13 protein-coding genes, 1 tRNA gene and 1 pseudogene are annotated in these 19,374 nt (G+C 70.8%); 14 read left to right on the top strand and 1 reads right to left on the bottom strand.

Annotated features, from left to right (window positions below):
• Window positions 1-2: 2 nt before the first annotated feature.
• The 8 genes and pseudogenes from GTY84_RS10620 to GTY84_RS33645 form a co-directional block, all read left to right on the top strand.
• Window positions 3-521, top strand: a pseudogene (locus GTY84_RS10620) (ATP-binding protein); the annotation flags it as partial.
• A 97-nt stretch (window positions 522-618) separates the two neighbouring features.
• On the top strand, window positions 619-1,938 hold the full coding sequence (locus GTY84_RS10615) for a UDP-N-acetylglucosamine 1-carboxyvinyltransferase (protein WP_161225897.1): 1,320 nt from the start codon (window positions 619-621) through the stop codon (window positions 1,936-1,938).
• Complete coding sequence (locus tag GTY84_RS10610; protein ID WP_161225896.1) at window positions 1,935-3,149, top strand: bifunctional metallophosphatase/5'-nucleotidase; 1,215 nt, start codon at window positions 1,935-1,937, stop codon at window positions 3,147-3,149. The genes GTY84_RS10615 and GTY84_RS10610 overlap by 4 nt, the downstream gene beginning before the upstream one ends.
• Window positions 3,146-3,685, top strand: coding sequence for a dCTP deaminase (dcd, locus tag GTY84_RS10605; protein ID WP_161225895.1), 540 nt, complete (start codon window positions 3,146-3,148; stop codon window positions 3,683-3,685). The genes GTY84_RS10610 and dcd overlap by 4 nt, the downstream gene beginning before the upstream one ends.
• Window positions 3,682-4,218 carry a deoxycytidine triphosphate deaminase gene (locus tag GTY84_RS10600; protein ID WP_161225894.1) on the top strand — a complete coding sequence of 179 codons (537 nt, stop codon included), beginning with the start codon at window positions 3,682-3,684 and terminating at the stop codon, window positions 4,216-4,218. Before dcd ends, GTY84_RS10600 begins: the two co-directional genes overlap by 4 nt.
• A complete protein-coding gene (locus tag GTY84_RS10595; RefSeq protein ID WP_161225893.1) occupies window positions 4,215-5,318 on the top strand; it encodes a glycosyltransferase family 4 protein in 1,104 nt (367 codons plus the stop codon). The genes GTY84_RS10600 and GTY84_RS10595 overlap by 4 nt, the downstream gene beginning before the upstream one ends.
• Before the next feature lie 54 nt (window positions 5,319-5,372).
• Window positions 5,373-6,413: a serine hydrolase domain-containing protein gene (locus GTY84_RS10590; RefSeq protein ID WP_161225892.1), complete on the top strand. Its 1,041-nt coding sequence runs from the start codon at window positions 5,373-5,375 to the stop codon at window positions 6,411-6,413.
• Window positions 6,414-6,460: 47 nt separating this feature from the next.
• On the top strand, window positions 6,461-6,727 hold the full coding sequence (locus tag GTY84_RS33645; protein WP_237532164.1) for a hypothetical protein: 267 nt from the start codon (window positions 6,461-6,463) through the stop codon (window positions 6,725-6,727).
• Window positions 6,728-6,830: 103 nt separating this feature from the next.
• Here GTY84_RS33645 and GTY84_RS10580 read toward each other — a convergent pair whose 3' ends face one another.
• Entirely contained in the window at window positions 6,831-7,436 is a 606-nt protein-coding gene (locus GTY84_RS10580; protein WP_345943390.1) for a protein kinase, read from the bottom strand.
• Between the two features lie 463 nt (window positions 7,437-7,899).
• On the opposite strand from GTY84_RS10580, the gene GTY84_RS10575 reads away from it, so the two are divergent.
• The 6 genes from GTY84_RS10575 to pglZ all read left to right on the top strand — a co-directional run bounded on the left by GTY84_RS10575 (window position 7,900) and on the right by pglZ (window position 19,370).
• Window positions 7,900-7,987 (top strand) — tRNA-Arg (locus GTY84_RS10575).
• A gap of 657 nt (window positions 7,988-8,644) precedes the next feature.
• Window positions 8,645-9,271 (top strand): DUF1819 family protein, encoded by a 627-nt coding sequence (locus tag GTY84_RS10570; RefSeq protein WP_161225890.1) that lies wholly within the window; start codon window positions 8,645-8,647, stop codon window positions 9,269-9,271.
• On the top strand, window positions 9,268-9,867 hold the full coding sequence (locus GTY84_RS10565; RefSeq protein ID WP_161225889.1) for a DUF1788 domain-containing protein: 600 nt from the start codon (window positions 9,268-9,270) through the stop codon (window positions 9,865-9,867). The genes GTY84_RS10570 and GTY84_RS10565 overlap by 4 nt, the downstream gene beginning before the upstream one ends.
• Entirely contained in the window at window positions 9,864-13,370 is a 3,507-nt protein-coding gene (brxC, locus tag GTY84_RS10560) for a BREX system P-loop protein BrxC (protein WP_345943389.1), read from the top strand. The genes GTY84_RS10565 and brxC overlap by 4 nt, the downstream gene beginning before the upstream one ends.
• Window positions 13,370-16,882 (top strand): BREX-1 system adenine-specific DNA-methyltransferase PglX, encoded by a 3,513-nt coding sequence (gene pglX / locus GTY84_RS10555; protein ID WP_161225888.1) that lies wholly within the window; start codon window positions 13,370-13,372, stop codon window positions 16,880-16,882. Before brxC ends, pglX begins: the two co-directional genes overlap by 1 nt.
• The gene (pglZ, locus tag GTY84_RS10550; protein ID WP_161225887.1) at window positions 16,875-19,370 is read left to right on the top strand and encodes a BREX-1 system phosphatase PglZ type A; all 2,496 of its coding nucleotides are present in this window, start codon (window positions 16,875-16,877) and stop codon (window positions 19,368-19,370) included. The genes pglX and pglZ overlap by 8 nt, the downstream gene beginning before the upstream one ends.
• The last annotated feature ends 4 nt before the right edge of the window (window positions 19,371-19,374 follow it).

Raw genomic sequence — 19,374 nt, 5'->3', positions numbered from 1 at the left:
CCATGCCCTTCCGTCCGTGTCGAGCATGCCCGTGCGGGCGAGCGTATGCGAGCCGTACGGGGTCGACATGCAGCTTCTGCATACGCGATGCACCACGAGCACAGGCCATCGCAAACACATTGCGTTCCACGGTTCCTTGGGCTGGTCGATCCCACCCCTGGAGGCCGCTCGTGGAAGCGCACCAGATCACTTTCTTCATCCTGCCGACACCGGCCGCCGTGACCACGGCACGTCGGCGGGTTCGGGACGCCGTCCAGGACTGGGCGGAGACCCCACCGGATTCCGACGTCGTCCACACGGCCGAAGTGGTGTTCAGCGAGCTCGCGACAAACGCGATCCGGTACGCCGGGCACCACACGATCCCTGTGGACGTCCGTCTGTCCGGCGCGGTGCTGCGAGTAGAGGTCCGCGACCGCGGTCCCGCGTTGCCCGCCCCGACGCTGCCGGAGGACGACGGCGAGGGCGGACGCGGCCTCTTCCTGGTCGGCGTGCTCGCCGACCGCTTCGGTACGACGCCCACGGACTCCGGCAAGTCCTGCTGGGCCGAGATCGACATGGCCGAGCCCTCATCCGTCGCGGCCACGGCCGCCGCGTCCCTTCCCGTACAGAGGAGTACACGTGAGCACCCGCGTCCCCGCCGTCACATCCCAGGTGATCGCCATCCGGCCCGGTCCGCCCCTCGCCGGTGCAGTGACGGTCGACGGTTCGAAGAACGCCGCGCTCCCGCTCGTCGCCGCTGCGGCTGCCCTCCTTCGCCCCGTACGTCTCGACAACGTCCCCGCCAGCTCGGATGTCCAGACGCTGCTGGGCCTGCTGCACCAGGCGGGCTGGAACACCTCCCACCCCGTGGGTGACAGCCACACCGTCCTCGTCCTCCCCGGCGAGGCGACCCCGACGCCCGACGGCCTGGGCGAGGCCGCTTCCAGCATCCGCGCCTCGTACTATCTCGTCCCCGCTCTGATCGCCCTGCGCGGCCGTACCCGGCTCCCCTGGCCGGGCGGATGCCGGATCGGCGACCGCGGGATGGAGCAGCACTTCAAGGTGTACGAAGCCTTCGGCGACCGCGTCCGTGTGGACGATCGCGGGTACGTGGTCGAAGCCGGCAAGGTGGTCCGTGGCACGGTGTCGCTGGTCCTGCCATTCCGCTCGCGCGGGGCGACGATCGCCGCGGTGCTGCGCGCCGTGGTAGCGGGTACACCGCTTCGACTCGGGCAGCCGAACCTCTCCCCGGAGGTCCTCTGCGTTCTGGACGCTCTGACGACCGTGGGGTACGCGTACCGTGCCGGCGAGCGCATCCTCACCCTCGTACCGCCGCCTTCCACCTCGGAGGACGTACCCGCCTGGAAGGTGCCGGGAGACAAGATCGAGGCCGGGACCCTGGCCTGTGCCGTGGCCGCCACCGGTGGCACGGCACGGATCGAGGGCATCCACGGACCCGACATTGCACCATTGGTCTCCGCCCTGAACCGGATGGGCATCCCCACGGCCGATGGAGCCGAGGCACTCGTCGTTCACGGCCGGAACACCCAGCCGACCGGCCGTCCCCTGCGTGCCATGGCCACCCTCTCCCCCAACGGCCTCGACGCCGACTTCGAACCGCCGCTCCTCGGCCTCGCCCTGGGCTTCCCCGGCACGCACTTGTTCTCGGACCCGATCAACCCCGGGCGCCACAGCAACCTCGTCCCGCAGCTCGTCCGCATGGGTGGGGAGATCACCGAACTGTCCTCCACCGAGTGCCGGTTCACCGGACCCCAGCGGCTGACGGGTGCCGGAGTGGAGGCGACCGACATCCGCACGGGTTCGACGCTGATGGTCGCCGGGCTCACCGCCCGTGGCGTCACCACGCTCGGCGGAGTCGACCAGGTCCGCCGCGGGCACGCCGACCTGCCCGGCAAGCTCCTCGCGCTCGGCGCCGACATCTGCGAGGTCACCCCATGACCGCAGCCAGACGCTTCCAGCGAATCATCGCCACCACCGACTTCCACTCGGCCTTCGACGACGCCGTACCGATGCTCGCGCACCTGCATGCCATGAGGCACGACAGCTTCGTCGTCGACTGCGGGGACTTCTTCGAGGGCACGGGCTACTACCGGCTCGGTCAAGGCCGGATCGAGCGGGACGTCCTGGTCCGTCTCTACGACGCCGTGGCTCCGGGCAACCACGGCTGGGGCCACTACTTCCGACCGGACCTCCACGCCATCACGGTGTGCGCGAACGCCGTGGACGCCGAGACGGGCGATCCGCTCTTTCATCCTGCCCGCCTCGTGAATGTCGGCACCCGCCGCGTCGCCGTCACGGGCATCATCGGTCCCCAGGCGTTCAATGCCATCCCCGCCGACCAGCGCGCCGGACACCGTGTCACCGAACCGGTCCAGGCACTGCGCAAGCTGATGCTGACCCATCACCACCGGGCCGACTCCTGGGTGGTGCTCAGCCACTCCGGGTTCGACGAGGACCTCAAGTTGGCCGCTGCCTGTCCGTTCCTGGACATCGTCTTCGCCGGGCACTGTCACAGCGAGCGTCCGAAGCCGGTGTCCGTCGGGGACACGCTCGTCCTCAAGGGGCGTGAACTCGCGACCGGGTACGCGCTGACTGAACCCGTGGGCGCGGGCTGGGCCGCCCAGGTGGGCTCCTTCCCGCAGACAGCCGCCCTCCCCCACGAACTCGGCCGTACACGGGAGGCCATCGCCGCCATCCACGAGGAACTGCGCGCACCGCTCGGTCTGCTCAGACCCCCGTACGCGAACGGTCCGCTCGACCGTCGCGCCCTGCTCTCCGACGTCGCCGACCGCCTCCACAACGGTCTGGGGGCCGAAGCCGTGCTGCTGAACGAGACCACACTTCGGTCTCCCCAGTTAGGGACCGTACTTACGCAGGGCGATCTCCTGGCCATCGAGCCCTTCGACAACCAGCTCGTGCACGCCCACGTACCCGAGCGCTTCCTCACAGACCCGGCAGCCCTCTTCGCCCGCCTCACCGCGCAAGCGGGCCCGGTCAAGTCCACGCCCCACCCCCTGCCCGACCGCCTGCCGACCGTACTGACCACCGGCTATCTCGCCGACGCGTACCTCGGGGGCCGCACCCGGCAGGCCGGCATCCGTCTCAGCCAGGCCGTACAGCGCACGCTCACCGATGGAGATTCCCGATGATCCTCACCGGCCCCGAGATCACCCAGGCCGCGGCCGACGGCCGCATCCGTATCTCCCCGTTCGAGCCGACTCAGGTAAACCCGAACAGCTACAACGTCCGTCTCGGCGGGACCCTGCTCACCTACACCGCCCAGGCCCTGGACGCCCACCGGCCGAACGCCACCGAGTCGATCGAGATCGGGCCGGACGGCTTCGAGCTCCAGCCCGGCCAGCTCTACCTCGGCCACACCATCGAGGAGGTCGGCTCGGACACCTTCGTCCCTCTGCTCTTCGGCCGCTCCTCGGTCGGCCGCCTCGGCCTGTTCGTCGAGATCACCGCTCCCATAGGGGACATCGGCTTCCACGGCCAGTGGACGCTCATGCTCTCCCCGATCCGGCCCCTGCGCGTGTACCCGGGCATGCGGATCGGCCAGATCATGTTCTTCGTGTCGGTCGGCCCAGTGGCCCTCTACGCGGGCAAGTACCAGTCGTCCACCGGCCCTCAGCCCTCCGCGTACTGGCGCGACCTCGCCGCCCTCGGGGCAGTGGCCTCATGATCCTCACCGGCCCCGCCATTGCCGCCGCCAGAGCCGCCGGTGAGATCACCATCGAACCGTACGAGCCGCGGAGGATCTCCCCCAACGCCTACGACTGGCGTCTCGGCGACACCCTCCGCTTCCACGACGGCTCCCTGGACGCGGCGAGGCCGACCGAGTTCCAGGAGGGGCCGATCCACGAGTCCGGGTACGTGCTGCTGCCAGAGGTCCTCTACCTGGGGACGACGTTTGAACGGACCGGCTCGGAGACGTACGCACAGTTCCTCAACGGCGACAGGACGATCGGCGCGCTCGGCATCTGGGTCCACGTGTCCGCTCCTCTCGGGCACCAGGGCCACGCCATCCGCTGGACCCTGGAGATCCGGGCGAGCAGGCCGGTCCGGGTCTACCCGCGCATGAAGTTCGGCAAGTTGGTCTTCCTCCAAGCCCTCGGTGCCACGGCCAGCTACCAGAATCACGGCCTGAAGTACCGGGCCAGCCAGGGTATCGAAACGTCCCGCCTGTACGAGGAGAACCCGGGAGGCCCCGCGTGAACGCCACCGTCGTCACGGCCCTCGACCTGCCGTTCCCGAGCCCCGGCGGAAGCGTCGAGCTCTTCCTCGACCTGTACACCGGCCGCGCTCCCCTCCTGTCCGCCCGCGCCTTCATGCTCGCGCCCGAGCGCAGGGGCCTGCGGCCGCCCATGCCGGCGGGTCTGGAGCTGGTGCAGGCGCCGGGAAAGTGCCTGACGGGGTACGCCTTCCGCCGCTACGTCGCCACCCTCCAGCAAGTCCTGGCCGAGGCGGTGAATCCGGGCGACGCCGGAGTCCTGCATCTGCAGCACCTGGCCTTCGGCGCCACACCGGCCCTGCTCAGAGCCTTCCCGAAGCTCCCACGGATCGCCCTGGTCCACGGGACAGACCTTCTCTTCGCCGAAACGCACCCCGAACAGTTGGCCACTCTGCGCGAGGCAGCCTGGGCCGCCGACACGATAGTGGTGCCGACAGGAGCAATGGCGGACCGACTGCTTCTCCTCGCCCCCGACGCCCGACGCCGCAAGATCGAGAAGATCCCCTGGGGCATCCCCGACCACCTCATCGCCAGCCCTCCCCCACGGCGCCGGAACCAGCCCTCCAGCCTCCTGCGGATCCTGTACGCCGGCCGCCTCACCCCCGAGAAGGGCTTCGACACCCTGCTGACGGCCCTCCCCCTCACCCAGTCCGCCGAACTGTCCATCGCCGCACCCCTAGCCGAGTTCCACGCCCTGGGACCCCGGCTCCACCAGCGCGGAGTACACGTGCACTACCTCGGCTGGCTACGCCGGCCACAGCTCTGGAGGACCTTCGCCGACCACGACGTCCTGGTGATGCCTTCCACGACGCTGGAGGCCATGGGCCTCGTCGCGCTCGAAGCCCAGGCATGCGGGCTCCCCGTTCTCCACCAACCCGTACCCGGCCTCACCGAGGCGCTGGGCGGCACCGGCCTCGCGACCGACTTCGCCGACCCGCACGCCGTCGCCCGCGAACTCGACCGCCTCCGTACCAGCCCCGGCCTCCTGCCGGCCCTCCGCGCGGTCGGCACCACCAACGCGGCCCGTTTTCCCCTGAGCGCCACCGCCGAAGCCCTCGCCGAGGTCGGCAGGCGGCTCGCCTGATCACCCGTGGCGCACCCCCACCAGGGCCGGGCATCTCACTACGATCGGAACACCATGACGCTCGACATTCCGCGCATTGAGCAGCTCGTCCAGGACGGCGTCCGCGACCGGGTTTACCCGGGAGCAGTCTGGGCCGTCGGCAACGCCTCCGGTACGACGGCGAGCGGGGCGGTCGGCCTCCTCGACCCGACTCGTCCCCGCGAGCCGATGCGGCTCGACACCGTCTTCGACATCGCCAGCCTCACCAAGATCGTCGCTGTGTGGGCCGTCATCGGCACCCTCGTCGAAAAGGGCAAGCTCCAGCTCCACACCCCGCTCGGCACCTTCTGGGCCGAGGCCACCGGCCACCCACTCGGCCAGGTCACGACCCACGAGCTCCTGACCCACACCGCCGGCCTGCCTCTCCGCGCCAACCTCAAGAACCTGTACGGCACCGACCCCCAGGACATCCGCGACGGCGTCCTCCACGAGACCCTCCACCGCGCCCCCAGCGAGGCCGTCGAGTACACCGACCGAGCCGCCCTGATCCTCGGCTACCTCGCCGAATACCTCGCCGGTCAGCCCCTCGACGTCCTGGCAGCCAGCCGCATCTGGGAACCCCTCGGCATGACCGAGACCCGCTTCGGCCCCATGCCTGCGGACACGATCGCCCGCTGCGCCCCCACCGAACTCGACGAGGAAACCGGCACCCATCTCAAGGGCACCGCCCACGACTTCTCCGCCCGCCTCCTCGGCGGCACCTGCGGCATCGCCGGCGCCTTCTCCACCCTCCCCGACCTCATCCGGTTCCTCCAGCACATGCTCGCCCCGACGCAGGCCGCCTTCGGCCCGGCCTGGATCGCTGACTCCCTCCGCATTCGTACCGGCGAGCTCACCCCCTCCCGCGGACTCTTCTGGCACCCCGCACCCGGCACCGATCTGCGTGAGGATGTCTGGGTCCACTACGGCTTCACCGGCACAGGTATGTGGATCAGCCCGAAGCAGCAACGCTGGGCGGCCCTCCTCACCAACAAGCTCTACTTCACCCGCGAACGCGAACCCCTCACAACGTTGCGCAACACGTTTCGCGGAGCGGTGATGCGCGTCGCTGACTGAAAGCCTGCCTCTCAGCCAGCGACGTGTAGATTCGGCTCGGCCGATTATTGTCAGGCTCGCTCCGCATCGATCTGCGCGAGGTAGCGCTGGCGCTGGTCATCTGCCCTGCTTCTACCTCTGACCAGGGTTCCCTCCTCGCTACGGTAAGTCCTATTTCGATCTCCCCGGAATGGCAGCCAGTTAAAGCTAGTGGTGATCCATACATCGCCAAAGAGCAGCACCTTGGCGTGCGCACTCTTAAGCCGAGTGAAATGAAAGTGGTCCGGGTACCGGTCGGCAAGATTCTGCAGCTTGCGGACGGCGTCGGCATCTGACTCCGAGGCATTTTCGCTGTAACCATAAGCGATGCCCACAGGGACTCTGCTACGGAGGCGCCCCTCAAGCTTTCCCAGGAAATCGGTGGTGATGACAGCCCGCTTAATCCAGGGAGAAATGATTAGGACGTGCCGCCTGGCATGGGTCAACGCCTGGTTCGGGCGGCGAATAGAGGTTTGAGCGGAAGCCAGCAACCGTCTCGTCCGTCGGTGCAACCTTTGACCGGATCTTCGCGATGCCGAAGTCCGCAAGCTTGACCGTGCCGTCGTCTGCGAGTAGGACGTTGTCGGGCTTGAGGTCCCGGTGTTCGATCTCAAGAGCGTGGGCGTGGGCCAGCGCGGAGGCCAGCGGGCGACCGATGCCTTCGAAGAAGGAGCCCCAAGGCATCGGGCGCCCCTTCTCCATCTCCTCTTTGAGACTTCGATCGATCCACTCCAGCACGATGTAGTACCGCCCCAGACCAGAGTCCCAGCCTGAGTCGAGCATCTCGACGATATGGGGGTGCCGCAGCTCTTTCAGCGCGCCAGTCTCCCGCTCCAGGAACAGTTCGATGATCTCGTCGTTCTCGCGCGGAAGGAGCAGCTTCACTGCCGCAGCGGCGCCCGAAGGATGGTGCGTATCGATGGCCTTACGGACCTCGGACAGGCCGCCCCTGCGTGTATCAGCTGGCAGCAGCAAGAACCTGTCGTTGATCATCTGGTTGACCACAAACAACTCCTCGCCCCCAGGCTCCCTATCCGATCATCATTGCGACAGGCCCGCCTGGCTAGGAGGAGAAGTTCATCAACTCAGCTGTGCTCACGGATCGAGCACAGTCAGGGGCGGTGCACTGCAGCCGCCGGGAGAAGCGCGCCAGCAACTCGGACAAGCGATCGGACCTCACGCCAGGCGCGGACGAGCCCCTGGCCGGGAGATTCGTCACGTACGTCAGACCACCTGGCGAGTACGCGGCCTCTCCCCGCGCCTCCTGCCCCGGGGGAGAGCCAGTCAGACAACGCCGTCCCGCCCCCGTGGCTCCCGACCACCTTTCGGCGTTGAGGCCTCGAATCTGTCCGCGTACGCCAGTGTGCCGCCTCCTTCTCACCCATACCTCCGCACGCTACGGGGACCGCGGCAGCCCAGCTGTCCCGAGAACGCTCGAAGTTTCGGGCGCCAGCCATCAACCGAGAACGTTCCCGCAGGCCAGCGCCACCTCATTCCCCCCACCCACCCAGTGCCCTCTAAGCACTTGGCCGCAGGTTCGAGTCCTGCCGGGGGCGCGCGGTCGTGTCGGCCATGGGCCGTTCCGAGCCCTTCGCGAGAACTTCGCGGAGGGCCCTTCCTCTGGCGGCCGATCAGTGGTATTGCGCCATCCCCGAGCGGACGGCCCGCCCGCTCCCGGCCCACGGCCCGCCCACGCCCCGGGTTCACGACGCCCGCCGCGCCCCGCCCGGCTCCCCCTTCGCGCCCCGTCCACGCACCGCTCCCGGACACCGCGGCGCCCCTGTCCGGGCCGTCCCCGCCCGTCCCCGTCCCGGCCCGCCCGGAGACCCGCGCCCCGGGCCCACGACGCCCGCGCCCCGGCCGGGGCCCCTCGCGCCCGCTTCCCGGGCCGCTCCGCCCGCCCGCGCCCCGGCTCCGCGGTCCGGCCCCCGCACCCGGCCGACGGCGCCGGCCGACGGACGGCCCGCGGACCCGCGGCCTCCCGAGGCGCCCGCCATGCCCGGACGGCGAGGTCCGGACCCGGACCCCGGGGCGGCCTCCGCCCCCGCTCCCCGTGGGCCGGTCGGCCTACACTCGTCGGCGGCGGACCGCCGCCGGGGAGGGGCGCGGGCGTGCCCGTCCGGGGGGAGGCGAGGGACCGCACGGCCACCGTCCGGGACGGGTCCGGCCCGCCGTATCCTGAATGACCGACCTGACCCGGAAGGAGACGCCCCGTGGCGGAAGGGACCGCCCCCGCGCCCCGCTACGCGCTCTCGTTCACCAGCGGCGCCCTCCTCATGCGCGAGGCCCTGGTCGCCGCCCCGCTGTACCTCCGCGAGCGCGACTGGCCGCGCACGCGCGCGGCGATCGAGCGGGACAACCTGCTCCAGGCCCGCACCGTCGCGTCCGGCCGGCGCTCCGCCCGCGAGGTCGCCCAGCGGCTCTCCGTGCTCACCGACGGCGAGCTGGAGTTGCTGACCGGGGCCACCGCGACCGAGCGCGCGCACCTGCTGTGGGCCGCCGCCTGCCGCCGCTACGCCCTGATCGGCGAGTTCGCCGAGGAGGTGGTGCGCGAGCGGTTCCTGCTGCTGACGCCGTCCCTCGGGCACGAGGACTTCGACGCCTTCGTGCGGGGCAGGACGCTGTGGCACCCCGAGCTGGCCGAGGTCAGCGGGGCGACCCTGCGCAAGCTGCGCTCGAACCTGTTCCTGATGCTGGCCGAGGCCGGCCTGCTCGCGGAGGGGCGGCTCCTGCGGGCCGTGCCGTCGGGCCGCGTCGCCGCCGCCCTGTCCGCGCGGCCCCCGGGCGACCTGCGGTTCTTCCCGACCCCCGACGACGCCACCGGAAGGGCCCAGCGGTGACACCGACCGAACTGTCCGAGCAGGAGGAGCACCTGTTCCAGGTGCTCAGCGGCGAGCGGTTCCTGCGGATGGAGGGCCTGAGCAACGAGGTCCCCTTCTTCCTCTACCCCTACGACCCCGAGGACGCCCTCGCGGTCGCGGGCGCCCGCAGGCGCGTCAGGAACCGGCTGGCCAACAAGGGGATCACGGTCCGCGAGATCGACCTCTACGACCTGTCGGTGGAGCTGCTCACCGAGCGCGGGGTCTGGGACCGGCTGCTGGCCCTGGAACCCGGGCAGGACAAGGCCGACTTCCGCGAGCTGCTCCAAGGGATGCTCGATCCCCAGGACCACCTCGCGCCGGCCGTCCGGGGCCGGCTCGCCGGGGACGACTTCGACGTCCTCTTCCTCACCGGCATCGGCGAGGTCTTCCCGTACATCCGCTCGCACAACGTCCTGAACAACCTGCAGAGCGTCGTGACCGGCCGGCCGATGCTGCTGTTCTTCCCGGGCCACTACCGGCAGTCCGACACCCTGGGCTCGTCGCTGGTGCTCTTCGGACGGCTCACGGACGACCAGTACTACCGGGCCAAGAACATCCTGGAGCAGGAGGCGTGACCGTATTGAAGCTGAACGAGATCTTCGCCAAGGACGTCCAGCGTCCGATCGAGGGCGTCATCAAGGCCGATGACACCGCGCACCTGGGCACCGAGGTGGACGAGTACGTCCTGACCAACGAGGCGGCCAAGGGGCTCGAACTCCTGCTGGAGGCGTACACGGACTACACCAACGCCAACGGGGTGTGGATCTCGGGCTTCTTCGGCTCCGGAAAGTCCCACCTGCTGAAGATGCTCGCGCATCTGCTCGGCGACGTGGACGGCCGGGAGTTCCCGCGCGAGCGGGTCTCGGAGAGCTTCCGGGCCAAGGCGCAGGGCTCCTTCCTCCCGGCCCTGCTGGACCGGGCCGCCCGCGTCCCGGCGAAGAGCCTGCTGTTCAACATCGACCAGAAGGCCACACTGATCACCAAGGACCAGGGCGACGCCCTGCTGAAGGTGTTCGTCAAGGTCTTCGACGAGAGCTGCGGCTACTACGGCAACCAGGGCCATGTGGCCCGCTTCGAGCGGGACCTGGACAACCGGGGCCAGTACGGCGCCTTCAAGGAGGCGTACGCCCGGATCGCGGGCCGCGACTGGACGCACGGCCGCGAGGAGGGCGTCCTCGAGGAGGCCAACGTGGCCAGGGCCTACGCCGAGATCAGCGGCGGGGGCGAGGGGACGCCGACCGACATCCTGACCAAGTACCGCAAGGAGTACGGGGTCTCGATCGAGGACTTCGCCCACGAGGTCGCGGCCTGGGTCGACCGGCAGGGCGAGGGCTTCCGGCTGAACTTCTTCGTGGACGAGGTCGGCCAGTTCATCGGGTCCAGCACCCATCTGATGCTGAACCTCCAGACGATCGCCGAGTCCCTGAACACCAAGTGCCGTGGGCGGGCCTGGGTGTTCGTCACCTCCCAGGAGGACATGGACAAGGTCGTCGGCGACCGCACCCGGCAGCAGGGCAACGACTTCTCCAAGATCCAGGCGCGGTTCCGGACCCGGGTCAAGCTCACCAGCGCCGACGTCGAGGAGGTCATCCGCAAGCGGCTGCTGGAGAAGAACGACGCGGGACGGGCCGCCCTGGCCCGGATCCACGCCGAGCGGCACGCGGACTTCAAGACCCTCTTCGACTTCGCCGACGGCGCGAAGACCTACCGCAACTACACCGACGAGGCGCACTTCACCGGCACGTACCCCTTCGTCAGCTACCAGTTCCCGCTGTTCCAGGCCGCGATAGAGGGCCTGTCGGACCACAACGTGTTCGAGGGGCGCAACAGCTCGGTCGGCGAGCGCTCCATGCTCGGCGTGGTGCAGCAGGTCGCCAAGGACGTCGGCGACGCCCAGGTCGGCACCCTCGCCACCTTCGACCGCATGTTCTCCGGCATCCGCGCCTCGCTGAAGTCGGCCGCCCAGCGCTCGATCGACGTCGCGGAGCGCAACCTCCCCGACGAGCTGGCCGTGCGCCTGCTGAAGGCCCTGTTCCTGGTCAAGTACGTGGAGGGGTTCCAGGCCACCCCGCGCAACCTGACCGTCCTGGTCCACGACCGGTTCGGGCTCGACCTGCCCGCCCTCTCCCGGCAGGTGCAGGAGGCGCTGGCGGTCCTGGAGGCGCAGACCTACGTCCAGCGCAACGGCACCGTCTACGCGTACCTCAGCAACGAGGAGCAGATCATCGAGGAGGAGATCAAGAACGTCGACATCGACGCCTCCGAGGTCTCCGCCCGGCTGTTCCGGATCCTGTCCGGCGAGGTCATCCGCACCAACCGGCTGCGCTACGCCCGGAACGGGCAGGACTTCACCTTCGGCTACCGGCTCGACGACCAGGTGCACGGCAAGCAGCACGAGCTGTCCGTCCACTTCATCACCCCCGAGTACCCCTTCGGTCCGGAGGAGACGCGGATGCACAGCGCCGGGAAGGACGAGCTGCGCGTCGTCCTGGACCCCGACGAGCGCGTCCTGTCCGACCTGCGGCTCCTGATCAAGACCGAGAAGTACACCAAGCGCAAGCAGACGACCTCGCTCTCCGCGGTCGAGACCCAGATCCTGAACTCCCGGGCCGCGCAGAACGTCGACCGGGAGCGGGAGCTGGCCGACCGCGTCGGCCAGGCGGTCGGCAGGGCGACGCTGGTGATCAACGCCGCCGAGGTGGCCTCCGCGTCCCGGGACGCCCTGACCCGGGTCACCGACGGCTTCCAGGACCTCGTCGGCCGCACCTACACCCAGCTCGGCCTGCTCGGCGGGGCGACCTACGGCGAGCAGCAGATCGCCCCGTTCGCCAACCCCGACGCGGCCGGCCTCTTCGACGACGCGGCGCTGTCCCGGCTCGCCGCCCCGGCCGACGAGGTCCTCTCGTACGTGGTGCGGCGCGACCGGCTCGGCGAGCAGGTGACCGTCAAGTCGGTGGTGGCCGCCTTCCAGACCAAGCCCTACGGCTGGGACCTCGCCAGCATCGAGGCCGTCGTGGCCTGGCTGGTCGGCACCTCGAAGCTCACCGTCCTCGTCGACGGCAACACGCTCAAGCGCACCGAGGTCGCGCCGGTGCTGCGCAACACCCAGAAGCACGCCCACGCGCTGCTCGCCCCGCAGAAGGTCTTCGACGAGCGGCGGGTCGCGGCGTTCCGCGCCTTCTGCGGCGAGTTCTTCGACGAGGCGTCCGCACCGAAGGACCCCCTGGAGCTCGCCCGGCACGGCGGCGAGCGGCTGCGCGCCCTGCTCGACGAGCTGCGCGCCCGGCGGGACCCGGCGGCCTACCCCTTCACCGAGCGGCTGGCGGAGCCGATCGCCCTGCTCGAACAGGTCGTCGACAAACCCCACGAGTGGTACCTGACCGGCTTCGGTCTCGGCGACGAACTGCTCGACGCCAAGGACTCCGTGATCGATCCGGTCCAGTCGTTCCTCAACGGCGCCCAGCGGGTCATCTACGACGAGGCCGCCGCGCTGCTCGCCGCCAACACCACCAACCTCGGCTATCTGCCCCCGGGCAGCGACGCCGACGTCCGGCGGCTGCTGGCGGACCCCGACGCGTTCCGCGGCAACCGCATGAGCCGGCTGAAGCAGGCCGCGCAGGCGCTCGGCGACCTGATCGACCGGACGCTCACGGCCGGCCGCGCCGCGGTGACCGCCGCGGTCGAGGCCCGCCGGTCCGAACTACTGGCCGGGCCCTCCTACGCGGCGGCCGCCGAGGAGGCCCGGCAGCGGGTCACGGAGGAGATCGACAGCGTCCTGCTGCGCCTGGCGCGGGAGACGCAGATCGCCCTGGTCCGCGAGGCGGGCAACGGCTTCGACGAGAAGACCTACCCCGAACTGCTCGACCGGCTCGCCGCCGCCCGCCCCGCCGACACCGGCGGCGGCGGGGCCGACGGCGCCCCGCCCGCGCCCGCCCGGCGGACCGTCTCGGTCAGGACGGTCTCCGTGCCCGGCGCCCACGGGGTGCTGGAGACGGCCGAGGACGTCGAGCGCTACCTCGACGCGCTCCGCGGCGCCCTGCTGTCCACGCTCGACGACGGAAAGCGAATCGCCCTCTGATGGAAACCGCCCCGCTCAAGTCCTTCGCCACCTGGGCGCGTTCCGCCCTCATCCGCGAGGTGGCGGCCCGCGTCGCGGTCGTCCTCGCCCCCGCCTCGCCGGAGCGGGTGGAGCGGCGGGGCGCCGTCGCGGCACTGGAGAGGGCCGTCGCGGCGGCCGGCGGTGGCGAGAAGGGCCGTGCCGCCGTCGCCGACCGGGTCGCCTACACCTGGTTCAACCGCGTCGTCGCCCTGCGGTTCATGGACGCCAGGGGCTACACCGGCGTCGGCGTCGTCTCAGCCGGCCGGGACGGCGCGGCGGGCCAGCCGGAGATACTCGCCGAGGCCAAGCGCGGGAGCGTCGACGGCGCGGTCGTCGGCCCGCTCGCCGCCCGGACCGTCACGGACCTGCTCGACGGCACCCGCCGCAGCGACGACCCGCAGGGCGAGGCGTACGCCCTGCTGCTCGCGGAGTACTGCCGCCACTGGAACCGCTCGATGCCGTTCATGTTCGAGCGCGAGGGCGACTACACCGAACTGCTCATCCCCGCGAACCTCCTCGCGGACGACTCGGTGCTCGCCCGCGCCGCCGCCGTGCTGACCCCCGAGGTCTGCGAGGACGTCGAGGTCATCGGCTGGCTCTACCAGTTCTACATCTCCGAGCGCAAGGACGAGGTCTTCGCCGGGTTCAAGCGGAAGCGGAAGGCCGGCGCCGCCGAGATCCCCGCCGCCACCCAGCTCTTCACCCCGCACTGGATCGTCCGCTACCTCGTCGAGAACTCCCTCGGGCGGATCTGGCTGCTCAACCGGCCCGACTCCCGGCTCGCGGACCGGATGGAGCACTACATCGCCCCGGACGGCGAGCAGGGCGACCACCCGAGGATCGGCGGCCCCGAGGAACTGCGGATCATCGACCCCGCGTGCGGCTCCGGCCACCTGCTCACCTACGCGTTCGACCTGCTGTACGCCATCTACGAGGAGGAGGGCTACGCGCCCTCCGACATCCCCGGGCTCATCCTGACCCACAACCTCCACGGGACCGAGATCGACCCCCGGGCCGGAGCACTGGCCGCGTTCGCGCTCTCGATGAAGGGCCGCGCCCGCCAGCGCACCTTCTTCGCCAAGGGGATCGAGCCGGGCATCCGCGTCCTCGAACCCCACTCCTTCACCCGGCAGGAACTCGACCTCCTCCTCACCGCCGAGGGGCCGCGTGCGGCCGAGGAGGCGTTCTGGAACCAGTTCGCCGACGCGGACGTGCTGGGCTCGCTGATCCGCCCCGACGAGAAGCTGACGGCGCGGCTCGCCGCCCACCTCGCGAGCGGCGCCCCCGACGGCGACGACCTGATGAGCCAGGACGTGGTCGAGCGGGCCCACCGCGTCGTCGCCCAGGCCGAGGCCCTGCTGCGGCAGTACACCGTGGTGGTGGCCAATCCGCCCTACATGGGCGCCCGGAGCTTCGGGCCGGAGCTGACCGCCTTCGCCAAGCGGGTCTTCCCCCGCACCCGGCACGACCTGTACGCGATGTTCATCGAGCGCGCCTTCCAGCTCGTCGCGCCGCGCGGCTCGGTCGCCATGGTCACCATGCAGACGTGGATGTTCCTGAGCGCGTACGAGGCGATGCGCAAGGAACTGCTGGCGGCCAACCGGCCCACCGCCTTCGCCCACCTCGGCACGCGGGCCTTCGGGGCGATCAACGGCGAGGTCGTGTCGACGGCGGCCTTCGTGGTGGAGGCGGGCGGCGCCGCGGACCGGGCCGGGACCTTCGTCCGCCTGACCGCCGAGGGGACGGAGGCCGCCAAGGACGCGGCCCTGCGGGACGCCGCCGCGGGACGGGACGCCTCGCGGACCTTCCTGCGGTCGTCCGGCTTCTTCCTCGCGCTGCCCGGCGCCCCGCTCGCCTACTGGCTGGACGACGCGCTGGCGGCGGCCTTCGCCCTGCCCGTCGCCCTCAGGACCGCGCTCCGGCCGAAGATCGGCATGCGGACGGGCGACAACGAGCGCTTCCTTAGGCGCTGGTACGAGGTCTCCCACGGCGGCATCGGCCGCGGCTGCGAGAGCGCGGACGCCGCCGTGGCCTCCGGGCGCCGCTGGTTCCCGTACCACAAGGGCGGTGGGCTCCGGCGCTGGTACGGCAACCAGGACTTCGTCGTCGACTGGTTCGACGACGGGCGCGACATCAAGGCCGCCACCCTCGCGGCCTACCCCCAGCTCTCGCCCGACAACCTGAGCTGGAAGATCTCCAACGAGGAGTGGTACTTCCGGCCCGGTGTGACCTGGTCGGACATCTCCACCTCCGGCTTCGCCGCCCGCCACTCCCCCGCCGGGTTCCTCTTCGACGTGAAGGGGTCCTCGGGCTTCCCCGACGGCGTCCCGTCCGAGATCGTCCTCGCGCTGCTCAACAGCAGGGTCACCCACGAGTTCACCGCGGCGCTGAACCCCTCGACGACGATCCAGGTCGGCGACCTCGCGAAGATCCCCTTCGCCGAGCCGTCCGCGCCGGACGCCGCGGTCCTGGTCCGCAACGCGCGGCGGCTGGTGGAGATCGCGCGCGCGGACTGGGACGCGTCGGAGACCTCCTGGGACTTCACCGGGTTCGGCGACCGCATCGCGCGGCACGGCCGGGCCCCGCTCCCCGCCTTCCTGGACGGCCTGTGCGAGGAGTGGGCCGGCCTCGGGGCCGAGGCGCGGGAGCTGGAGCTGGAGAACGAGGCCGTCCTCAACCGGACGTACGGCTACACCCCGCCGGACACGGCGACCGACTTCACCCGCTTCACCACGGAGTCCGAGGGCAAGCGGGCCCCCGAGTGGCTGGCCGACCTCGTCTCCTACGCCGTGGGCTGCATGTTCGGCCGCTACAGCCTCGACGTGCCCGGACTGGTCCTCGCGGACCAGGGGGCCACCCTCCGGGACTACCTGGCGAAGGTGCCCGAGCCGTCGTTCCCGCCCGAGAAGGACAACGTCATCCCGATCGTCGGCGGCGACTGGTTCGAGGACGACATCGCCGCCCGCTTCCGCCGGTTCCTGCGCACCGCGTTCGGCGACGAGCACTTCGAGGAGAACCTGCGCTTCGTCACCGCGTCGCTCGGCGTCGGGGACCTGCGCGACTACTTCCTGAAGTCGTTCTACAAGGACCACGTCCAGCGGTACCGCAAGCGCCCCGTCTACTGGATGTTCTCCAGCCCCAAGGGCTCGTTCAACGCCCTCGTCTACGCGCACCGCTACACGCCCTCGACCGTCTCCACGGTGCTCAACGAGTACCTGCGCGAGTACCGGGGGAAGCTGGAGGCGGGACGCAGGCACCACGAGGGGATCGCCGCCGGGACCGGCACCGCCCGGGAGCGGGCCGCCGCCCAGAAGGAGACCGACCGGCTGCGCAAGGTCCTGCTCGAACTCGACTCCTACGAGCACGACGTGCTGTACCCGCTGGCCACCCAGCAGGTGCGGCTCGACCTCGACGACGGGGTGCGGGCCAACTACCCGAGGCTCGGCGCCGCCCTGCGGCGGATCCCCGGGCTGGAGGCGGGCCATGAGTGAGGCGTCCGCCGTCCGCTCCCACCTGGAGCGCCGGTTCGAGACGCGCCGGGTGGTGTTCTGGCACGACCCGGAGGGCGAGTACGCCGCCGACCTCGATGCGCTCGGCCTGGAGGGCGTCGAGGTCGTCCGGGTCGCCAACGACGAGTACACGGTCAAGCACCGGCTGCTGCGCGCGGAGCCCACCGCGAAGTTCCTCGTCTACCGGCGGGGCCCGGTGCCCACCGGGATCGACAACTGGCTGCTCGACCTGGAGCTGGCCCACGGGGTGTTCACCGCGGACCGGGTCTCCCTGACGCGCAAGGAACTCGGGCTCACCGACGAGGGAACGGGCGAGGTGGTGCGGGAGCACGAGCGGTTCTTCCGGTCCGCGAAGCGGGTGCAGGCCCTCAGGGCACTGCTCCACCCCGGGGACGACGCCGACCGGCTGCGCGCCAAGATGGCGGCGGTGCTGCTGGGCGGGAGCGAGCACAGCCTGCTGGAGATCACCCGCGCCCTGCTCGTCGAGAACGCCGCCGGCGACGACGCCGGGTACGGCCTCCTGGCCGACCACGGCCTGGAAGCGTTCCACTGGCGGGGCGTCGCCAGGATCTACGGCTACCGGTCGGAGCGGCCGGGCGTCGACGACTTCGTGCTGTGGATGTTCCGGCAGGCCGCCGCCGGGTTCGCCGCCGAGCACCCCGGCGGACTGCGCAACATCCAGCTCGACTTCGGCAGCCTGCGCTACGACGTCCGCAGCCGGGGGGCGATGAGCACCCTCGCCCGGCGGGCCGCCCGCGACCTGGACCACGTGGCAGCCATCGAGGACGCGGCCCTGGCGGACCTCGTGGGCAACGACCTGTTCGAGGACGTGGACCGGAAGATCATCAGCGATCTCGCCCGGGCCGTCGCCGACCGCACCCTCCCGGCCCGCGAGGTCACCGAGATCGTCCGCGCCCGCCAGAGCAGCATCTGGATCGAGGGGTACCGCAATCTGTACGCCGCGATCGGCAGCGCCTCCGAGCTGCTGACCGCGCTCGGCTCGATCGACCTGTCGATGGGCTCGTTCGACGAGGGGCTGGACCGCTACCGGCGCGAGTGGTTCCGCGTCGACCAGCTCTACCGGCGGTTCATCCGCGCGGCGCGCGCCGCCGAGCACGGCGGGCCCCTGGAGGAACTGCGGGCGCAGGTCGAGGCGTTCTACGCGAACAGGTTCCTGCACCCCCTGGGCGCGGCCTGGCAGCGGCACGTCGACGGGGTCGGCCGGTGGCACTCGGCCGTCCTGCGCCCCCAGACCTCGTTCTTCGCGGACCACGTCCGCCCCCTCGTCCGGGACGGCCGGCGCAAGGCCGTCGTGATCGTCTCCGACGCCCTGCGCTACGAGATCGCCGAGGAACTGGGCGAGCGCGTGCGCAAGGAGGACCGGTTCGACGCGGCCCTGGACGCCGTCCTGGGCGTGCTGCCGAGCTACACCCAGCTCGGGATGGCCGCGCTGCTGCCGCACACCACGCTCGGGCACACCGGCCGGCGCGATCTGGTCCACGTGGACGGGCGGCCGACCGCGGGCAGCGAGAACCGCGGCAGGATCCTCGCCGACGAGGGCGGCACGGCGGTACCCGCCGAGGACCTGCTCGGGATGACCCGCGACGAGGTCCGCGAGCTGTACCGCCGCCACCAGGTCCTGTACGTCTACCACAACCGCATCGACGCGACCGGGGACAAGCGGAGCACCGAGCGGCAGGTGTTCGAGGCCGCGGAGGAGACGCTGCGGGAACTCGTCGCCCTGATCAAGCGGCTGACGAGCGCCGACGCCACCAACATCCTGGTCACCGCCGACCACGGCTTCCTCTTCCAGGACTCGGCCCCGGGCGACGGGGGCCATCTGTCCGTCGCGCCGCAGGGCGACCGGATCGCCGTGCAGGCGCGCCGCTTCGTCCTCGGCACGGGGCTGAAGGAGGACCCGGCGTTCCACACGTTCACCCCGGCGCAGCTCGGACTGGACAGCGACCTGGAGGTGCAGATCCCCAAGTCGGTGCACCGGCTGCGGCTCCGGGGCTCCGGCGCCCGGTTCGTCCACGGCGGTGCGGCCCTCCAGGAGATCGTCGTGCCCGTGCTCACCGTCAACCGCAAGCGCCGGAGCGACACCCGGCCGGTGAACATCGACATCCTCCCGGAGACGGACAAGATCACCACCGGCCAGCTCGTGGTCAAGCTGTTCCAGAGCGAACCGGTCAGCGCGAAGGTCCAGCCGCGCACCGTGCGGGCCGGTCTGTACTGCGGCGACACCCTGATCTCCAACCAGGTCCGGCTGGTGTTCGACCAGGAGTCCGCCGACAAGCGCGACCGGTACCAGAGCGCCGTCATGCTCCTCGGCCGGGACGCGAACCAGCACAACGACCGGACGGTCGAGTTCAGGCTGGAGGAGCAGATCCCCCACACGAACCAGTGGCGCGTCCACGGCCGGGCGCTGTACACGCTCAAGCGCTCGTTCGCCTCGGACTTCGACTTCTAAGGGA

Origin of the sequence: Streptomyces sp. SID8352, assembly GCF_009862265.1 — a bacterium.
Lineage (GTDB): Bacteria > Actinomycetota > Actinomycetes > Streptomycetales > Streptomycetaceae > Streptomyces.
Note: the sequence above shows the minus strand (reverse complement) of the source record. Positions and strands in the feature narration are given on the sequence as shown.

Bases quoted from the DNA above. Each gene is read 5' to 3' on its own strand.
- pglZ (WP_161225887.1), top strand. From the start codon at position 16,875: ATGAGTGAGGCGTCCGCCGTCCGCTCCCACCTGGAGCGCCGGTTCGAG.
- GTY84_RS10590 (WP_161225892.1), top strand. From the start codon at position 5,373: ATGACGCTCGACATTCCGCGCATTGAGCAGCTCGTCCAGGACGGCGTC.
- GTY84_RS10600 (WP_161225894.1), top strand. From the start codon at position 3,682: ATGATCCTCACCGGCCCCGCCATTGCCGCCGCCAGAGCCGCCGGTGAG.
- dcd (WP_161225895.1), top strand. From the start codon at position 3,146: ATGATCCTCACCGGCCCCGAGATCACCCAGGCCGCGGCCGACGGCCGC.
- pglX (WP_161225888.1), top strand. From the start codon at position 13,370: ATGGAAACCGCCCCGCTCAAGTCCTTCGCCACCTGGGCGCGTTCCGCC.
- GTY84_RS10610 (WP_161225896.1), top strand. From the start codon at position 1,935: ATGACCGCAGCCAGACGCTTCCAGCGAATCATCGCCACCACCGACTTC.